Below are 20,005 nucleotides of genomic sequence, written 5' to 3' on the forward strand. Positions count from 1 at the left end.
AGAGGCTTCTTTTTGGCGCTAATCTGATGACAGATTGGTTTTTCAGAGTTCTTCTGCTTAATCATTTCTGTGATTTATTTTACAGATTTATCGGATACGCTTTTTTTGAATATCCTCTTTAATTCTTTTTACACTTGGTTGATGAAAAAGAAAACTAAAAATACACAAAGATGGTCGTGTGTTTTTTAAGTTGTATGAGTTATTTTAGTGTGCCTGTCCTGAAAGGGTATATTTAATTAGTATGATAGATAAAAATTGTGTTCATTCGTGATGGTTAAAACAGTATTCATATTTTGCCGTTATCATGATGTAGCGTAAAAACATCATCTGTTTAGGAAGGTGCTATAGGACCCATGTAAAACTTTATACATGAGGTGTTTTTTGGTTGATTGTGTGATAAATATTCAGGGAGAGCTTTTTGTGCGTCTTATGAAGGATTGTCTCTTAGGGTAGTGATATATGAATAATATGAGGTGGTTAGAAGGTAGAACGTGTTAGATAAGAAGTCGGATTGTTTACAGACTATTTGTTTACAGATCGGCACAGAGTTTAAGCTTCATCCGTTTTTAAGAGAGAGGAAGTTATAACTCTTTAAAATGTGAAAGTTTTGTATTTGGAATTGATAGATGCACCGAAGTTCTTCTCCTTATGATTCATTAAAAGTGCGAAATTCTCAAGGTTCGCGTCTTATTGAGATGTTTTTGCGTCAGATAGGGGTATTTATTGGGCTTGGGCTTTTGGGCTTTATTATTTTTTGTGTGTTTGCTTTGGCGACGTGGAATGTTGCGGACCCATCTTTAACCCATGCAAGTACAAATGAGGTTACAAACCTTATGGGGTGGATGGGGGCAATTTTTTCAGATTTTATTATGCAGTTTTTTGGCTTAGCAAGTCTTGCTGTTTTGTTACCGCCATTATTTTGGTCTTTTCTCTTGTTGGCGCAAAAGAATATCTACAATTTGACTTTGCGCTTTTTTTTATGGTTTCTATCAACGATTTGTTTTTTAATTGCTTTTGCCCTTATGTCACCTGTTGCTTCTTTTACTTATTGGCCATTGCCAACGGGATTGGGAGGGGTTTTAGGAGATAAAGCTTTGAGTTTTGCTTCTTCAGTCTTTCCTCTTTTTCTTTCTCCTCTTTACACAGTGTTTTTCAGTGTTGTTTTTATTCTTTTAGGTTTTTTCACTGCTGCTTTTGCTGGCAATGTGATATGGCGGCGTCGAACAAAGAAAAGAAAAGAAAAAAGCATTCCAAAAGACGAAATCGTTAATTCAGTCTTTGAGTTGGAAGAAAATACGGAATATGCCGCAGAAGATGATCGTGAAAATAATGGTTTTTTTGTGACAACTTGTGGCGCTCTTTTGCATCTTTTTTATTTTTTACAAGCGCGTTTTTTTCATTTATTCTGTTTCAAAAGGCTTTTTCAGAGTAAAGGGCAAGGAAAACCATTTGATCGGATTGAGCCAACTTTTTTGGGTGGAAAAGTAAAGTGTGAGGAAAATCAAAATAAAGCCTATGTTTCTCCTGTTAAAAATCGAAAGTCTTTAACAGCTTCTTCGAATGGTGGTTTTGTTCTTCCTCTTGTAGATTATCTTTCAGTTCCACCATCGTCTGTTAGGGATGCAAAACTTTCTCCTGCTGTTTTAAGAGCAAATTCTCAGGAACTTGAAGGGGTTTTGTTAGATTTTGGGGTCAAAGGAAAAATTATAGATGCTTGTCCTGGACCGGTGGTAACTTTGTATGAATTTGAACCCGCTGCTGGCATTAAGTCTTCCCGTATCATTGGTTTGGCAGATGATATTGCACGCTCGATGCGTGCGATTTCGGCGCGTGTTGCGGTGGTTCCAGGACGTAATGTTATTGGAATAGAATTGCCTAATGCAAAGCGTGAGATGGTTTATTTACGAGAGATATTGCAGGCGCAAGAATTTATTGACAGCAAAGCAAAGCTAGGGCTTGCTTTGGGTAAGACAATCGGGGGGGAAGCCGTTATTACAGATTTAGCAAAAATGCCCCATCTTTTGGTTGCTGGTACAACAGGATCGGGAAAGTCTGTTGCTATCAATACGATGATTTTATCATTGCTTTATCGTATGACACCTGAACAATGTCGTCTCATTATGGTGGACCCGAAAATGCTTGAGCTTTCGGTTTATGATGGCATTCCTCATTTATTAACACCCGTGGTGACAGATCCTAAAAAAGCCGTGATTGCTTTAAAGTGGGCTGTTCGTGAAATGGAAGAGCGCTATAGTAAAATGTCAAAACTAGGCGTTCGTAATATTGATGGGTTTAATGCACGTCTCAAGGAGTCAGAAAGTCAAGGAGAGACAATGGTGCGTACAATTCAAGTGGGCTTTGATCATGAAACTGGTGAGCCTCTTTATGAAACGGAAACACTTGATTTTAGTCCGATGCCCTATATTGTTGTCATTATTGATGAAATGGCTGATTTGATGATGGTTGCTGGTAAAGATATTGAAGGCGCGGTTCAACGTTTAGCACAAATGGCACGTGCTGCCGGTATACATGTAATTATGGCGACACAGCGTCCTTCCGTCGATGTTATTACTGGGACGATCAAAGCCAATTTTCCTACACGTATTTCTTTTTCTGTGAGTTCAAAAATCGATAGCCGAACAATTTTAGGTGAACAGGGGGCCGAGCAATTATTAGGACAAGGAGATATGCTCTTTATGATGGGAGGAGGACGTATTCAGCGTGTGCATGGGCCTTTTGTTGCAGATGATGAAGTGGAGCAGGTTGTTGCGCATCTCAAAGCGCAAGCGCGACCTGATTATTTGGAAACAATTACGCAAGAAGTGGAAGAGGATGGTGCTGATGTTTTTTTGGCTTCTCCTTCTGAAGATGATCCCTATAGTCAAGCTGTTGCTATTGTGCTTCGTGATCGTAAAGCTTCAACCTCTTATATTCAACGTCGTTTAGGCATTGGTTATAACCGTGCTGCGACATTGATTGAGAGGATGGAAGAAGAAGGTATCATTAGCCCAGCAAATCACGCAGGGAAACGAGAAATTTTAGTGCCTGCCGAAGAAGAACGCTTTTGAAAAATCTATATAGTTGTTTTTTTATCATATCTTATAAAATAAGTATTTATCTTACTGCATCGTAGAAAGTCTGCATTTTCATACACTAGTTCTCAATTTGCGATGGCTCCTTGACACTTGAGACTCTTTATAAGGGGCTTCTTTATTTTATATAGCTTTTATCCACACACCAATCTTGCTTGTAACGTGCAAGCAAATGATTTGAGTTGATTCAATATGAGAAAATCTTACTGTATTTGGTGTTATGATTTAAGTTAAAAAGATAATTTATTATAAATCAATATCTTGGTATAAATAATGTCATTGCGAGTGTAGGGGTATAAAAGCATGTAAGGCTTGATATTTAAGTATCTTTTAAAGTGCGCTCTGAGTATTTAGGGCAAGGCTCTGATCTGTCGAGCTTTATATAAATGAATCATATAGGGTGGGAAGCCAAGTGAAATCTGCTAAATTCCAAACTGTTTACAGACTGGTTCAGGTGAAAATTTTTATTCTTTTGGGTTGGAAGGAAGTCAAAAAAGAATTTTTGCTACTTGTAAAGAGTTTTCAGGTTCACGAGTAATATGTTTAGTACTTAATCCGTTATGTATTGACTATAATTTATGTTGCTTCATAGATGAGAGGTGGAAAATAATATATTATGCGTTTAGAAAATCAGCAGAAAAGCAGGAAATTTGGATGATTTTGGAAACTTAAACGCAGACTGATTATTTGGAAACGATACTGCAAGAGATCGCAAGAAATAAAGAAGGATTTTTCTTGAGCAGGTGATCCCTCTTGTCAAGCTGTTGCCATTGTGCTTCGTGATCGTAAGGCTTCACTTCTTATATTCAACATCGTTTAGGCATTAGTTATAACCGTGCTGCAACATTGATTGAAAGGATGGAAGAAGAAGGCACATCATTAGTTCAGCAAATGATATGGGTAAGCGGAAAGTTTTGGGGACTATAGAAGAAGAATACTTTTAAAAATCTTTTGATAGTTTTTTCAAACAGTATCTTATATCTTATAAAGAAGGGTATTTATTCAGCGTTGATCACTTAAGTTATGAATTATAAAGTTAATGAAGTATTGCTTGGGAGCATTTTTTATGAAAACGTCTTTTTTACCGCAAAGAAGAGTCTTTGGGTTGGTGGGAATTATTATCTTTTGGTGTTTAACTTTTCCTGTTTTTTCGCAAGCATCTAATAAAGTGATAAAGGCGCAAAATGTTGTGAATCACTTTGCGGCAATCAAAACAATGACAGGTGATTTTATTCAGTTTAGTCCAAAGGGAAAAATGTCTCAGGGGACATTTTATTTAGAGCGTCCAGGGAAAATTCGTTTCATTTACAAAAAAATGCCTTTACAGATTATTGCAGATGGCCAATTTGTGGGTATTAACAATCGGGCTTTGAATACTTGGAACTTTTCACAACTTTCGCAAACGCCAATGAAGTTTCTGTTAGATGATAAAATTGATGTATCTTCTGGGCGCTTGTTGGCATTTCGCGAAGATCCAGGGGCTGTGACGATTGTTCTGCGTGATAAAACGATTGGGGTAGGGCAAATAAGGATGGTTTTTGATTCTAAAGGCTCTGCTTTGCGCCAGTGGACAATTGTTGACCAACAAAATTTGGAAACTACTGTGCAGGTTATGAATGTGCGGACAGACGTCCGGTTCGCTAATGGAATGTTTACACTTCCTTCGAAGAAATAGAGCGGTGTTGTTTCATTGGGATTGAAATGGATGTTCTTTCGTATTGCAACTTGGAATATTAATTCTATTCGTTTGCGTCTTGCGCAGGTTTTTCAGTATTTGGAACTCTTTTCCGCAGATGTTTTGTGTTTACAGGAAACAAAATGTCCAGATGCTTTATTTCCAGTGGAGGCTTTTGAAGCAGCGGGTTATAAGCATATCGCATTGAGTGGACAAAAATCTTATAACGGGGTGGCTATTATTTCTCGTTTGCCTTTTAAAAAGGTAGAAAAACGTTTCTTTTGCCAAAACCAAGATTGCCGTTATATCTCAGTTATTGTGGAAGCCCATGGGAGAAGCTTGCGGATTCATAATTTTTATGTTCCTGCTGGGGGAGATATTCCTGATGCTGATGTGAATGAAAAATTTCGTCATAAGCTTGATTTTTTAGAAGAAATGTCCTCCATACGTGCGGATCAAGGAGATGGTCTTTCTTCTCTTTTGGTGGGCGATTTGAATATTGCTCCTTTGGCAGAGGATGTTTGGTCTCATCAGCAGTTGTTGAAGGTTGTAAGCCATACTCCTATTGAAACTGAGCGTTTAAAAGCTCTATGCTGTCAAGGTGGATGGGTTGATCTGATGCGGTTGCATATTCCTGTTCCTACCAAGCTTTACACATGGTGGAGTTATCGCGCACGCGATTGGGAGCGCGCTAACCGTGGACGGCGGCTTGATCATGTTTGGTCTTCTCACGATTTAGCACCTTTTGTAGTAGATCTTTCGATTTTTCGTGATGCGCGCGGATGGGAACGCCCTTCAGATCATATTCCTGTGCAAACTGTATTTGATTTTTCACGTCAAGTTTGAAATAAGAGGTAAATAAAGTATTAATACTAAATAATGATTCTGAAAGAATGCGGGAGAGTAGATGTATATCAGAAATTTCAAATGGGGCGCTTCTCGTGGATTACTTTCTAGTGTCTTGTTGTGTTTGCTTTTGTCAGGATGTATGGTTGGTCCTAATTACCAGAAAACATCTTTTCGTGTTCCAGAAGTTTGGGGACAAAAATCTGCACAGGCGTCTGGGCAGCCAGTTGCGCTTGCCGGATGGTGGCGGCGTTTGAATGACCCTGTTTTAGATGCGTTGATGGATTATGCGATTTCTGGAAATAATAATGTTGCTGTTGCCAAAGCACGAGTACGTGAGGCGCGTGCGAGTTTGGGACAAGTTGTGGGAACTTTGTTGCCAAATGTATCCAATTCGATTTCAGGAACCCGTAGTCGTTCTGGGCAGTCTGATGCGTTTTTAAACCAATATCGTAGTGGTTTTGATGCGAGCTGGGAGCTTGATTTTTTTGGTGGGCATAAGCGAGCGGTTGAAGCAGCGCGTTATGGTGTTGAAGCGGTTATAGAAGATATGCGCGCTACCATGGTAACACTGTTGGGAGATGTGGCAACAAATTATGTGCAAATGCGTGGTTGGCAACAAAAGTTGCTTATTGTGCGGGAAATTGCTTCATCGCAGCGTAAAACTTTTGAATTGATGCGTGCTAAATTGGCAGCTGGTGATGTTTCGGAGCTTGATGTGTCAAATGCAGAAGCGCAAATGGCGAATACAGAAGCAGATATATCACAGATGGAAGCGAATTTGGCAATGAGTATTCATCGGCTTTCTGTCTTAACCGGTCGTGTGCCTACGGCATTGAAGGATCTTTTACAAAAAAGTGCTAGGCATGCAAAGATTCCACAACCACGTTGGCCGTTACCAGCCGGAATACCAGCCGATATTTTGTTAACACGTCCCGATTTACGACGGGCAGAGCGTCAATATGCGCAAGCGACAGCGCGGATTGGTCAACGTGAAGCAGATCGCTATCCATCACTTACTTTAACAGGTAATATTTCGACAGCAGCAACGGCAATTGATCAATTATGGAAAAATTCAACGATTGGATGGTCTTTTGGACCAGGTCTCCGTTTACCTCTTTTTAATGGAGGTCAGATTAAGGCTTCTATTGCGGTTGCACGTGCACAGCGAGATCAAGCTTTTATTGCTTATCGAGCTGCTGTTTTGGAAGCTTTAGAAGATGTAGAAAATGCGCTTGTAAGATTAACCAAAGAACATCAACGCCTCGAAAAGCTTATCGTTGCGAATAAGGCTTTTTTTCATTCTTTAAAACTTTCACGGAGCCTTTTTGAAAATGGAAATACCAGTTTTCTTGAATTGTTAAATGCTGATCGCTCCTATTATTCTGCACAAATGGCGCTTAAAGATAGCCGTGTTTCTTTGGTTACGCAATATATTACGTTGATGAAAGCATTGGGAGGGGGCTGGGATGGCGTTGTTGATGTATCACGTCCGGAAGTCGTTGATGGTGCACCTTATTCGCGTGCAAAGGTAGGGAAATGAAAAAAAGCTTACTCAAAAATTTCATTACAAAACACAAAAAACTTTCCTTCTTTTTAACTGCTATATTCCTTCTTCTTTTGTTGTTATGGTTGCGTTCTGTTTTTTTTGGAACATCTAGCCCAACTTATGTAACAGCGGTGGTGAAGCGTGGGGATATTGAGGAAAGTATTTTAGCTTCCGGTCTTGTACGTCCTTACCGATTGGTTGCTGTTGGTGCGCGCGCGACAGGGCGTGTGGTGTCAATGCGTGTTTTTCCTGGAAGTGTTGTGAAAGAAGGGGATCTTTTGGCAGAAATTGATCCTACGGATCAGGAAAATGATCTGAAAAGAAAAAAAGCAGCATTAGCTCATTATTATGCTAGTTTAGTAGAGCAAGAAGCTTATCTTTCTCTTGCCCAGAAAAATTTAGAGCGTCAGAAAGAAATGATCAAATCACGCGCAATTTCACGGGCTAACCTAGATGATGCTGCAACACAAGTGAAAATACGTGAGGCGCAAATTGCTCAACTTCAGCAACAGATTGTGCAGGCACAAATTGATGTGGATAGTGCAGAGGTTAATTTAAGTTATACGCGGATAACTGCTCCTTCAGCGGGAACTGTTTTAGCAACAATTGTGGAAGAAGGGCAGAATGTCAATGCAGTTCAGTCGGCGCCAACAATTGTTATTTTAGGTGATTTGACAAAGATGACTGTCAAAGCACAAATTTCAGAAGCTGATGTTCTTAAAGTTCGTACTGGACAACCTCTTTATTTTACGGTTCTGGGTAATTCACAGCGTCGTTATGAGGGAAATTTAGAAAGGATAGAACCTGCTCCTGAATCAATTCGTGGTGATGTAAGTATTAATCCTAGTGTGGTAGGGGGATCTAGTTCTTTAGTGTCGTCGGCTATCTATTATAACGGGATTGTGCATATTGATAATAAGGACAATTTTCTACGTACTTATATGACTGCACAAGTTCATATTATTTTAGGTCGTGCTCAGAATGTCTTGTTGGTTCCAAGTGATGCTTTACGGGATGAAACAAAAGAGCGTAAAGCGTGGGTTTCTGTTTTGGAGGGGCGAGACAAGGTGGTGACTAAACAGGTGACAGTTGGGCTCAATAACAAGGTGATGGCAGAGATTGTTTCAGGACTTAATGAAGGCGATGTCGTTATCACCGGCTCGTCTGATGGGGTGATGCCGGAGTCTTCTGATATGCATAATGACGAAGAGATTTAAGCCATGAAAACAGAGCAAGCAGATGCTGTCTTCGTCTTGGAAAATATTGTGCGTAAATTTCCTGCAGGCGAAACGTTTGTTACCGTTTTGAAGGACATCAATCTCACTATTAAACGCGGTGAAATGGTGGCGATTGTGGGAGCTTCTGGTTCAGGAAAATCCACCTTGATGAATATTTTAGGGTGCCTTGACCGCCCAAGTTCGGGGAATTATTGGATCTCTGGTAAAAAAACGGCTTCCCTGTCTGCTGATGAATTGTCAGCTTTGCGGCGTAATCATTTTGGTTTTATTTTTCAACGCTATCATTTGTTAAATGAATTGACAGCTCTTGGTAATGTTGAAATTCCAGCTATTTATGCAGGATGTGCTGTGGAAGCAAGGAAAAAGCGTGCACAGGATCTTTTAACACGCTTGGGCATGGGTGATCGGGTGAATCATCGTCCAAATCAGCTTTCCGGTGGTCAGCAACAACGTGTTTCTATTGCTCGTGCGCTCATGAATAATGCTGAGGTTATTCTTGCAGATGAACCAACTGGTGCATTGGATAAACAAAGTGGCCAAGAAGTATTGCGTATTTTGGATGAGCTGCATCAAGAAGGGCGCACTATTATCATTGTAACCCATGATATGCAGGTGGCTGAAAGAGCAGAGCGTATCATCGAAATCAGTGATGGAGAAATTATTGCCGATAAGCAGTCAAAGGTTGCAAAAAAAAGAGCTATGGGGGCAAAAATAAAAACGGATGGTCAATCTTTGCGTGAACAAAAAAATCTAAAAGGCCAACAAAAATTGGGTTTTTTTCGTTCTTTTGTCGAGCGGTTTCGTGAGGCGTTTATCATGGCTTTGTTGGCGATGAATGCACACCGCATGCGGACTTTTTTAACAATGCTTGGAGTGATTATCGGTATTGGGGCGATTATTGCTATGGTGGCTTTGGGAAATGGTACACGAGAAAAAATTCTGGAAAACTTTAAAAGTTTAGGTGCTAATACATTAACAATTTTTCCTGGCAAAAGTTTTTCTGATCCACAAGCAGAGAAAATAACCAGTTTGGTTGAGGCTGATGCAGAAGCCTTGTCTGGGTTATCTTATGTTTCTGGTGTAACACCTCAGATTTCAGCAAGCTCGAAAGTGCGTTTTGGTGCAGTTGAAGTCAATGCTGTCATTGTAGGGGTAGGAGAACAATTTTTTCAGACACAAGGGCTCAAAATTTTCAAGGGACAGTTTTTTGATCAAAAAAGTGTATATAATCGAGCAGTTGATCTCGTGATCGAGAAAGAAGCATTGCCTGTTCTTTTCCCCCATAGTCATGAGAGCCCCCTTGGAAAAGTGGTGCATGTGGGTAATGTTCCAGCACGTATTATTGGTGTTGTTGATTCGCAAAATCACGCAAGTGGAAACACATCAAATACATTACAGCTTTATTTACCCTATACAACAGTGCAAACGCGTTTTCTTGGCACAACAGAAGTTCGTGCAATTACTGTTAGGATTGCTGATGATATTGATTCACATTTAGCGGAGACCATGATAAAACGTCTTCTCATTATGCGGCATGGCGGGGAAGATTTTTTCATTAAAAATTCCGAATTCTTCCGTGAACGTATTATGGAGAGTACACATATTTTAACACTTTTAATTTCTTCAATTGCAGCTATTTCATTGATTGTGGGTGGAATTGGGGTCATGAATATTATGCTGGTCACTGTTTCTGAGCGGATCAATGAAATTGGTGTGCGTATGGCAGTTGGAGCGCGTCAGAGTGATATTTTGCAGCAATTTCTCATTGAAGCGGTTTTGGTTTGTGTGATTGGTGGTGGTTTGGGAATCTTGTTTGGATTTTCTATCGGTGGCTTGTTTCTTTTGTTTAAGGCACCTATCCATCTTATCTATACCATTGAATCTGTCATTATGTCTCTTACTTTTTCAACCCTTATTGGAATATGTTTTGGCTTTTCACCCGCGCGGCAAGCTTCACGGCTTGACCCTGTTGCTGCCCTCTCACGCGATTAAGCACCAATCATTGCAGTGGGTATGTTTGTTGTGTTGCTTTTCACTTAGATGAAGCGTTTAGGAAGTGAAACATGGGTGGAAAAAGTTTAGCATTATTGGTCACTTTTTCCTAGAAAACGCTTTATTCGTTAAGTGGAGGGTGCTTTATTAACGTTAAAGGATGAAGTTTTACGGTACAACGTATCATGAATAAATTTCTATTATATTTTTTAGCTATACAGAATAAGGTGTACGATAACTTTAGGATTTTAACCTAAAAATAGGAAAGAGAAGTGGATAGTGTGTCTGATAGCAAATAAGATAATAAAGAAGCAAGTTTAAACAAAACACAGCTTATATCCAAAAAATGAACTGGTATGCGAGGCGTGTTGGTTTATATAGTTTTTCTTTTCCTTTTGTTTATTCGTACCGGTTCTTTTTTCACAATTTGTATGGCAAAAGGAGGGGCGTTAGTTAGTATTAGCAACGCTTGGTTTAGGATTCCTTATGACTTTATGCAACGGAGATATAGCTTTTCACAAAGCTCCAACTTTGTAGCGAGAACGAGATGAAGACACTTATGGGCTCATGCTGCTGGGAATGTTAATTGCTATATTCATTATTATGTGTATTGGTATAGCTGTTAGTTGGTTTTACGAAATATTTTTATTGCGTTTAGCTCCTCCTGAATATCGGCTTATACTCTATTCAATAGATGAATATCATAAAGAAGTTTACCAAAATAAGATAATGAAACAAATCTTCATATTCTAATGGGTTATTACGTGATATTTATCAGGGATGTGGGGAAGCAGATTCCACTATTTTGCTGATAAGTAAAACTTTATTCATTTGTTTTGCTTAGTACGTATTCTATTATAAATATCGGTTAATTCAGTAAATCGAGTAAGCTAAAGTATTTTGAATTGGGGGGGAAGCATGACGCTGCAATCGCTTTTACAGAAATATCGTGATGAAGTACGTACCGAACGAGACAAAGGTACATATTTTGAGCGTTTTGCTCTTGCTTATCTGACACATGATCCTCTTCAGTTTGATCAGTATGAAAAGATTCAAAACTTTAAAGATTGGGCTCATGAAAATGGTTGGGATGGTCGTGATACTGGTATCGATCTTGTGGCAAAGATTCGTAATGGAGAGGGTTTTGCGGCAATCCAATGTAAATTTTATGATGCAGCATATCGGATTAGAAAAGCAGATATTGATAGTTTTATTTCAGCATCAGGGAAAGCTCCGTTTAAGCGACGTGTTATTATAGACAGCACTGAGAGTGCTTGGAGTGATAACGCTGAAACAATGATACGGGGGCAGGATATTCCCATTATACGGATTAATCTTTCCGATATACAGCAAAGTCCGATCCGTTGGGAGATTTTTGCAGCCCAGGGCAAAGTTGTTTTGGAGGATAAAAAGAAAATCCGTCCACATCAATTGGAGGCATTGCGTGATGTGCGTGCTGGGTTTATGGAAGCAGATCGGGGTAAGCTTATTATGGCTTGTGGTACTGGTAAAACATTTACCAGTCTTAAAATTGCTGAGGATTTGGCAGGTGAAGGCAAGTTTGTTTTGTTTCTTGTACCATCCTTGGCGTTGATGTCACAGACGGTTCGTGAATGGACAACGGATGCAGAAATCGGATTACGATCCTTTGCTGTCTGTTCAGATACACAAGTGGGAAAGCGTCGTAAAAATAGTGATGATGTTGCTGAAATTGATGTGTTTGATCTTGCTTTTCCGGCGACAACCGATGCTGCTAAACTTGCAGAATGTGCGAGCAGTGTTGTTGCTGATAGGATGACCGTTGTGTTTGCAACCTATCAATCCATTCAGGTGGTTTCTGATGCTCAAAAAAAGTATGATTTGCCAATATTTGATCTTATTATTTGTGATGAGGCGCACCGTGCAACAGGGGCAACGCTGGTTGGAGAGGATGAATCCAATTTTGTTAAGGTGCATTCTAATGATGTTATTTGTGCTAAGAAGCGCCTTTATATGACAGCGACACCACGTATTTTTGGTGATAACGCAAAGAGTCGTGCGAATGAAGTTAATGCCGTTCTTGCTTCGATGGATGATGAAAAGCTTTTTGGTAAAACACTTTTTTATCGGGGGTTTTCATGGGCAGTCCAAAATGACCTTTTAACGGATTATAAGGTTATTGTCTTAGCAATGGATGAAAAATTGGTCAGTTCAGCTGTTCAGAAGCGTCTTAGTGATGACCAGTCTTCGCTTGTTCTTGATGATGCAACGAAGATTATTGGCTGTTATAAGGCGCTCACAAAACAAGATATGAAGGCTGATGTTGGGACAGATCCACACCCCATGCATCGTGCTTTGGCGTTTTGTAAAACTATTAAAAGTTCTGAATTGGTACGTGATGAGTTTTCTGCGGTTGTTAGAGAATATCTTGATTATACGAAAGAGGATACGGAAAATGGGTCATTTCTGAAGTGTGAAATTGAGCATGTTGATGGCACGTTCAATGCGAAGGATCGTGGTGCATTACTTGATTGGCTGAAAGCTGATAGTGGTGAGGGTGTTTGTCGTATTTTGACCAATGCACGGTGTTTGTCTGAGGGGGTGGATGTTCCGGCTCTCGATGCGATCATGTTTTTAAATCCACGCAAGAGTCAGATTGATGTTGTGCAAGCGGTTGGGCGGGTGATGCGTCGCTCTGAAGGCAAAAAGATGGGGTATGTCATTTTGCCAATTGGGATTCCTTCTGGGATTCCAGTGGAACAGGCTTTGAACAATAATGATAAATATCGGGTTATCTGGCAAATTTTAAATGCTTTGCGTGCGCATGATGATCGTTTTGATGCGACGATTAATAAGGCATCGCTAGGCCAAGATATCAGCAATGTGATTGAGATTATTGGGGTGACAAAGAGCACTGAGTTACAGGCTGTTACGGCTGTTGTAGACAATCTTCCACTACGCGCACAACCCGCACGATCGGGAATTGGAACACCGGAATATGATTTCACTCGTACAGAGAAAATACAAGGGCAGCTCTCTTTTTGTGTGGATGAACTTTCTCGTGCGATTCTGGCAAAGATCGTTAAGAAATGTGGGACACGTGATTATTGGGAAGATTGGGCGAGCAACATTGCTGAAATTGCTAAGAACCACATTACGCGCTTAACAGGTATTTTAGCAGAGCCAAACACTGAGGCGCGTCAAGCCTTTGACAGGTTTTTGGTAGAACTGCGTGATGATTTAAACGACGCGATTACAGAGGCTGATGCAATTGAAATGTTAGCACAACATATTATCACGCGTCCTGTCTTTCAGGTGTTGTTTGAAGGCTATCAGTTTACACGTGAGAATCCTGTATCGCGTGCGATGCAGTGTATGCTTGATGTGCTTGATGAGGCGAATCTTGAGAAGGAATCCAAAGATCTCGAGAAATTTTACGCAAGTGTAAAATTACGAGCAAGTGGTATTACGGATCCAAAAGCAAAACAAAAGTTGATTGTAGAGCTTTATGATAAGTTTTTTCGTTATGCTTTTCCACGCACTGTAGAAAAACTAGGCATTGTTTATACCCCCGTTGAGGTTGTGGATTTTATTTTGCACTCTGTCAATGATGTCTTAGAGCAAGAATTTGGGCAAACGCTTGGCTCATCTGGTGTGCACATCATGGATCCTTTTACAGGAACGGGGACTTTTATCACGCGGCTTTTACAATCGGGTTTGATTACACCAGAAGAAATAAAACACAAATTTTGTCATGAAATTCATGCCAATGAAATTGTACTTTTAGCGTATTATATTGCAGCCATTAATATTGAGATGACCTATCATGGTCTTGTGGGGGGAGGTTATGTTCCTTTTGAGGGAATTTGTTTAACCGATACATTTCAGCTTTATGAGCAAGAAAAAGACCTGATCAGTGATTTGTTGGTGGATAACAGCACACGTCGGTCACGCCAGAAAGAACTGGATATTCGTGTTATTGTTGGCAATCCCCCTTATTCTTTTGGACAAAAAAGTGAAAACGACAATGCACAAAATATTGGCTATCCTAAATTGGATTGTCGTATCCGTGAAACTTATGCTGCTCAATCCAGTGCAAGCCTTATGCAAATGCTTTATGATAGTTATATTCGTGCCATTCGCTGGGCAAGTGATCGCATCAAAGACTGTGGTGTTATTGGTTTTGTGACTGGTTCTGGTTATGTTGAAAAATTAGCAATGGATGGACTCAGAAAAAAATTGAGTGAAGAATTTTCGAGCATTTATGTTCTCAATTTGCGGGGAGATATTCGCAAAAATATGATGAGCAAAGGAGCTGCTCAAGAAGGGCAAAATGTTTTCGGCAGTGGAAGCATGACAGGAATTGCTGTGACATTGTTTGTTAAAAATCCAAATGTCACGGAACGTTGCAAAATTCACTATTACGATATTGGTGATAATCTCACGACAAAAGAGAAATTACATGAAATTCAGCGATTGGGCAGTGTTGGTGGTATCAAGCGTGAACACGGCTGGCAGATGATTACACCAGATGAGCATGGTGATTGGTTGGATCAGCGCAACAGTGATTTTGAAAAATTTTTAGCCTTAGGTGATAAGAAGGGCAGTGATAAAAAGCTCTTTGAAAATTTCTCTCTTGGCATTGCGACTAATCGTGATGCTTGGGCATATAATTCAAGCCGTGAAGATCTAGCGAAGAATATGAGCAATATGATTGCCTTCTATAACAGTGAAGTCGAGCGTTTTAATAATTCTTATTCACATGCTGATCGTAAGGTGCGTGTGAATGCTGTAAACGATTTTGTCAACACAGATGTCAGAAAGATCAGTTGGAGTCATAATATTAAACAAGAACTGATAAGAGGAAAAGCTTTTAAATTTAAGGAGACATGTTTTATTAAAAGTCTTTATCGTCCTTTCATGCAGCAATGGCTTTATTATAACCGTACTTTCAATGAAAGAGTGTACCAAATGCCGCGTATCTTTCCGATAGGGAAAGCGGTTAAAAATAGGGTCGTACAAATTACAGGGTTGGGAGCAAGAAGCGGTTTTTCTGTTCTAATGACTAAAGATTTACCGGATTTAAATATGATGGATGGTGGTAGCCAATGCTTTCCACGGTATATTTATGAAGATGTTGCGTCCTTGAAAAATAAAAAGGAAGAGCAGGTTCATTTGTTTGCAAGTTTTGTAGAGGAAAGAAAAAAAGCTGGTTTGCAGCGGCGAGATGCACTCACGGATGAAGGGTTGGCTTATTTTAAGGCAGCATATCCTAGTGAAGTGATAACAAAGGATGATTTGTTTTATTATGTTTATGGGATTTTGCATTCTGAAGATTACCGTGCACGTTATGCGCATAATTTGTCTAAACAATTGCCACGTATTCCAACAGTTAAAAAGGTAGAGGATTTTTGGGCTTTTGTAACAGCGGGGCGAAAGCTTGGTGATTTGCATATGAATTATGAAGAGGTTGAACCCTATCCCATTACCTATAAACAGGGTGATCCAAGAACTTGGATGATTTCTGATGAGAAGAGTTTCTACCGTGTTGAAGCGATGAAATTTGCTGGTAAGCGTGGCGCTATTGACAAGAGCACAGTGATTTATAACGCAAATATTACAATGCAAAATATTCCCCTTGAAGCTTATGATTATGTGGTCAATGGCAGGTCTGCTCTTGAATGGGTTATGGAGCGCCAAATTGTCAAAACGGACAAAGCGAGCGGTCTTGTTAATGATGCCAATTGCTATGCTGTTGAAACGGTTGGTAATCCGGCTTATCCATTGGAATTGTTTCAGCGGGTTATTACGGTAAGCTTGGAAACAATGAAAATTGTTCGTAGTCTTCCAAAATTGGAAGTGAGAGAAACTGAAAATGTTGAGTTATCCACTGTGACGTAAAACAGCGCCGTGTTGTAACAAACTAGCACTATCATACACCTTGTCAGCTCGTAGGTATTGCGACAGCCCTTAGTACTTGAGATGGTCCATAAGAGGCATGCCTTTCTTGTACAGTTTTACGCTACGCAGGCTCTCTTCCCTTGTGATGTGCAAGAAAATGGTTTTGATTGATTCAATAGAGAACAGATTTGAAATGAGAGAATCTGATGATATTGAGAGCTTTCATTCAAGTTGTAGCGTATAAACTTTCATTATAAACCAATATGTTACAGGTGATAAAACATCCTAGGCAGTAAGGTCGCTAAAATGATGACGCATGAGCTTTAGCGACAGTGATGAATATTTTTTGGCAGGCTTGTTCGTTGAGACTTATGTGAATAAACCATATAAATGGGGAAGTTGAGAGAGGAACCTGCCCAGAGAAGTAGGATTGTTTACAAACCGTTGCTAATGGGAATCATCGTCTTTTGAGCGGGGGTGATCGGAAGTGAGCAGGGAGAACGCGTTAGAAAAGAAGCTGGATTGTTATTGTTTACAGATCGATAGAGTTGAAAATTTTCGTTCTTTTTTAGGGAGGCTGCTAAAAAAAGTGTTTTTAGAGGGAAATGATTTATGCCAAAAGATATTGCTATAAAAAGTGTGGGATGTTCGTGGCGGTGTGCGTTTTGAGCTTATCCCTATCTGTGATTTAAAATACTCTTATGAAGATGTTTTGTAGAATGAAGAGATTGTTAATAACATATTGATTTATAATGATTGTTTAACGTTCTCTCTGTTGAATAAGAAATTTAAGTATCATAAATTTTCTTATTTTAAATCTATTAAACTTACTTCTTTGCATGTCATACGAGGTTGGTATGTTGGTGTTGAAGAAAGGTGTAAAGCATGTCTCTTACTAATCATCAACCCAAGTGGCTTAAGAACTATCATAATATTGGGGGGTGGAAAAATATAGGATGGGGCAGTTTGTATTTTTTATGAAGCGTAAGATGGTGGTATAAATAGATTTCTATCACAAGATCTTGAGATCTTATAGCTGTTTGGGGGCTCTATTTACAAGAGCTTAATAATTGGGATTGCATGTACAGATCCGTGCTGTGAGATATGTTTGGGATGTAAGAGATGTCTTTGGGTGAATGTGCAATACAGTGATACGTGTATTGGGATGTTCTGCTTTGTATGAGGGTAGCTCTGTCGAGCTTGTATAGAGGCAACTTGTGTGGAAGGGTATGGAAAGAACGGTATGAAGCGGTCAGAAGATGGCAAGGTTTTTAAAAAGTCAGAAGGATAAAGATTAGAATGCGGTTCTGATATAGACGTGGAGCGTTTTAATATATTGGAATATGAGAATGCGGATTTGATTGATCTGTTGTATTGCGCTTTCAGCATCGCTCTTTTTAACAGGGTAAGCAATGAAATGGATATCAGGCATTAAATATTTAAGCTCTCGCATCGAGCGCCACATATGGTAATCATGGGTGACGATATAAAGGGTTTTATAGTGGTGTTTTTTGATCCAAGCAGCACTTTCTTTGGCGTTCCCTCTGGTGTTAATCGCTTGATGCCCAATGTCAATACAACAGGAGATAAGCCGTGGGGTAATATGCATGTTATGCATGAAACCTTTCAGATTGGTTGTGGTGTTTACGCCACTGATAAGGAGTCGTGAACCAAGCCCCTTTTGTAAGAGATGGAGTCCTGTCTCTATTCGGTTTTCTCCGCCTGTAAGCACAATGATGGCATCAGCTTTGGGGAGAGGCTTTGGAGGAGAAAGTCGTTCAGTTTTTTCAGAAAAAATAATAAAACCGCCCCAGAAAATGAAAACAATGATTGCAAGAGTAAGTGTTGTCGGTGGAAAATAGCGAAATAAAAAGCACACAAACCAACTATAGTGGGGCCGTTTTGGAAGAGGACGGTTTAAATTGTTTTGCATCAATGAGTTGGAATGGTAGGAGTGGTGAGTCATAAAATTAAAATAAACCGTTTTCACATTGATCGATTTTTTTCAGTTGCGCTAAAATAGTCATGCGGTTTGTAAGGGTGGTAAGAAAAGAAACGAAAATAATAAGAAGAATGATTTTTCCATAGGGGATGGAACTTATAGAAATATGTCCAAATAAAGCTGTTACTTGGCTAGCTTCCACTCTTCCCAAGTTATAATTCGTCCAGAGACAAAAGGCTAAAAACAGAAATATGCTTGTGAGACCACCATATAAAGCACCACGCAGCGCAGTTTTAAAAAAATGCCAGTCAAATTGGCGGGCAATGAAAAGAGTTTCAGTACCAAGGAAATATAAGACATTGATAATATGTGCATTTTCTACCAATGCATTGCGAGTGGTAAAAATGATGGTAAGAATAAGAGAGCCTAGAACCAATGCTAAAATTGAAAAACCAATGAAAACAGTGGTGTGTGCCATGGTCGCAAAACGATGGACCCAAACACGGTGATCATCAAATTGACCTCCTGGAATTTGGGTTTTAATGGCGTGATTAATGGCTGCAAAATTGATTTTTTCATCCCCATTCAGGGTCACAATGATAAGGCGGGGAAGGGGCAGTTCATTGAAATTGAAGCCTGTTCCAAGCCATGGCTCCAGTAACTTTTCTGTAGCTTTTTGGTCAACAATTTTTGCATCTTGGACACCAGAAAATGTTTTAACCAATTGTACGGCATCACGGAGTGCTTTGTTTATATCAACATTGTCAATGGGGCGTATTTGTATTGTTGCTTCATAGCTAATCTGATTACTCCAATTTTGGGCGGCACGTTGGACTAAATCAACGCCGATTAAGGTAAGGCTTGAAAGAAATGTCATAATAGCAATCACGGCAACCAATGCTTTTCCAGAAATATTACCACTGGGAATAATTGCTGTTGTATTTTTTTTATTGCTTGTAAAAATAGGAAAAGGCTTATTCATGAATCGTCATCCGTCCGTTATGGAGAAGCATACGTCGTGCTGCAACTTGTTCCATTAAGGCAATATCATGGGTAGCAATGATAACAGCTGTTCCAAAACGATTTAATTCAATAAACAAACGGAGTAGGCGTTTTGCCAAGGGCGGATCGACATTTCCGGTGGGTTCATCGGCAAGTAGAATTTCAGGTTGATCAATGAGCGCGCGTGCAATGGCTACCCTTTGTTTTTCTCCGCCGGAAAGAACTGGTGGTAAAACATGAATATGATCTCCCAGACCTACCCAACAGAGAAGATCTTCCACTTCACTGCGATAGGTTGCTTCTTCTTGTCCTTTAATGCGTAAAGGTAAGGAGACATTTTCATAAGTGGTCATGTGGTCGAGTAAACGAAAATCTTGAAAAACGACACCGATACGTTGTCGCAGTGCAGGGAGCTCTTGTCGTTTGAGTAATGCTGTGTCTGTTCCAAATAAATCAATATGACCGCGGGTGGGTTTGAGTGCCAAAAACATAAGACGCATCAACGACGTTTTCCCTGCTCCAGAGGCGCCAGTGAGAAATTGAAATGATCCAGGAGGAATATGAAAGCTAATATCACGAAGGACCTCAGGTCCCATTCCATAGCGTAGACCAACATTTTCAAAATGAATCACTTTTTATTATTACTCCTGATTTTATATTGCATCGTTTATTCTAAGAACTCTTACTTTCATTGCTTTAGATTTTTTTTGTAAGCTTGTTTATTTTAGATTTCATGGTTTTCAATATTTTTTGTACACTCTTGTTATAGATAAATATTTTTGCTCAAGA

At 39.7% G+C, this 20,005-nt stretch carries 10 protein-coding genes and 1 pseudogene; 8 read left to right on the top strand and 3 right to left on the bottom strand.

Annotated elements, in window-relative coordinates:
• Positions 1-626: 626 nt before the first annotated feature.
• The 8 genes and pseudogenes from ACFIJS_RS05755 to ACFIJS_RS05790 all read left to right on the top strand — a co-directional run bounded on the left by ACFIJS_RS05755 (position 627) and on the right by ACFIJS_RS05790 (position 16,272).
• Positions 627-3,068: a DNA translocase FtsK 4TM domain-containing protein gene (locus ACFIJS_RS05755; protein ID WP_375650582.1), complete on the top strand. Its 2,442-nt coding sequence runs from the start codon at positions 627-629 to the stop codon at positions 3,066-3,068.
• A gap of 705 nt (positions 3,069-3,773) precedes the next feature.
• Positions 3,774-4,036 (top strand): annotated as a pseudogene (locus tag ACFIJS_RS05760) (DNA translocase FtsK); the annotation flags it as partial.
• A 122-nt stretch (positions 4,037-4,158) separates the two neighbouring features.
• Positions 4,159-4,767 carry an outer membrane lipoprotein carrier protein LolA gene (locus ACFIJS_RS05765; RefSeq protein WP_375650583.1) on the top strand — a complete coding sequence of 203 codons (609 nt, stop codon included), beginning with the start codon at positions 4,159-4,161 and terminating at the stop codon, positions 4,765-4,767.
• 30 nt (positions 4,768-4,797) lie between these two features.
• A complete protein-coding gene (locus tag ACFIJS_RS05770) occupies positions 4,798-5,613 on the top strand; it encodes an exodeoxyribonuclease III (RefSeq protein WP_375650584.1) in 816 nt (271 codons plus the stop codon).
• Between the two features lie 61 nt (positions 5,614-5,674).
• Positions 5,675-7,156: an efflux transporter outer membrane subunit gene (locus tag ACFIJS_RS05775; RefSeq protein WP_375650586.1), complete on the top strand. Its 1,482-nt coding sequence runs from the start codon at positions 5,675-5,677 to the stop codon at positions 7,154-7,156.
• Entirely contained in the window at positions 7,153-8,379 is a 1,227-nt protein-coding gene (locus tag ACFIJS_RS05780; protein WP_375650587.1) for an efflux RND transporter periplasmic adaptor subunit, read from the top strand. Before ACFIJS_RS05775 ends, ACFIJS_RS05780 begins: the two co-directional genes overlap by 4 nt.
• A gap of 3 nt (positions 8,380-8,382) precedes the next feature.
• Positions 8,383-10,392 carry a MacB family efflux pump subunit gene (locus tag ACFIJS_RS05785; protein WP_375650588.1) on the top strand — a complete coding sequence of 670 codons (2,010 nt, stop codon included), beginning with the start codon at positions 8,383-8,385 and terminating at the stop codon, positions 10,390-10,392.
• A 918-nt stretch (positions 10,393-11,310) separates the two neighbouring features.
• Positions 11,311-16,272 (top strand): DEAD/DEAH box helicase, encoded by a 4,962-nt coding sequence (locus tag ACFIJS_RS05790; RefSeq protein WP_375650590.1) that lies wholly within the window; start codon positions 11,311-11,313, stop codon positions 16,270-16,272.
• Between the two features lie 1,294 nt (positions 16,273-17,566).
• Here ACFIJS_RS05790 and ACFIJS_RS05795 read toward each other — a convergent pair.
• The 3 genes from ACFIJS_RS05795 to ftsE are packed head-to-tail and all read right to left on the bottom strand — an operon-like array spanning position 17,567 to position 19,848.
• The gene (locus ACFIJS_RS05795) at positions 17,567-18,238 is read right to left on the bottom strand and encodes a YdcF family protein (protein ID WP_375650591.1); all 672 of its coding nucleotides are present in this window, start codon (positions 18,236-18,238) and stop codon (positions 17,567-17,569) included.
• Positions 18,239-18,242: 4 nt separating this feature from the next.
• Positions 18,243-19,196 (bottom strand): cell division protein FtsX, encoded by a 954-nt coding sequence (locus ACFIJS_RS05800; RefSeq protein WP_375650592.1) that lies wholly within the window; start codon positions 19,194-19,196, stop codon positions 18,243-18,245.
• A complete protein-coding gene (gene ftsE, locus ACFIJS_RS05805) occupies positions 19,189-19,848 on the bottom strand; it encodes a cell division ATP-binding protein FtsE (RefSeq protein WP_273723097.1) in 660 nt (219 codons plus the stop codon). The genes ACFIJS_RS05800 and ftsE overlap by 8 nt, the downstream gene beginning before the upstream one ends.
• Positions 19,849-20,005: the final 157 nt, after the last annotated feature.

Source organism: Bartonella sp. OT172YNZD, assembly GCF_042193725.1.
Classification (GTDB): domain Bacteria; phylum Pseudomonadota; class Alphaproteobacteria; order Rhizobiales; family Rhizobiaceae; genus Bartonella; species Bartonella grahamii_A.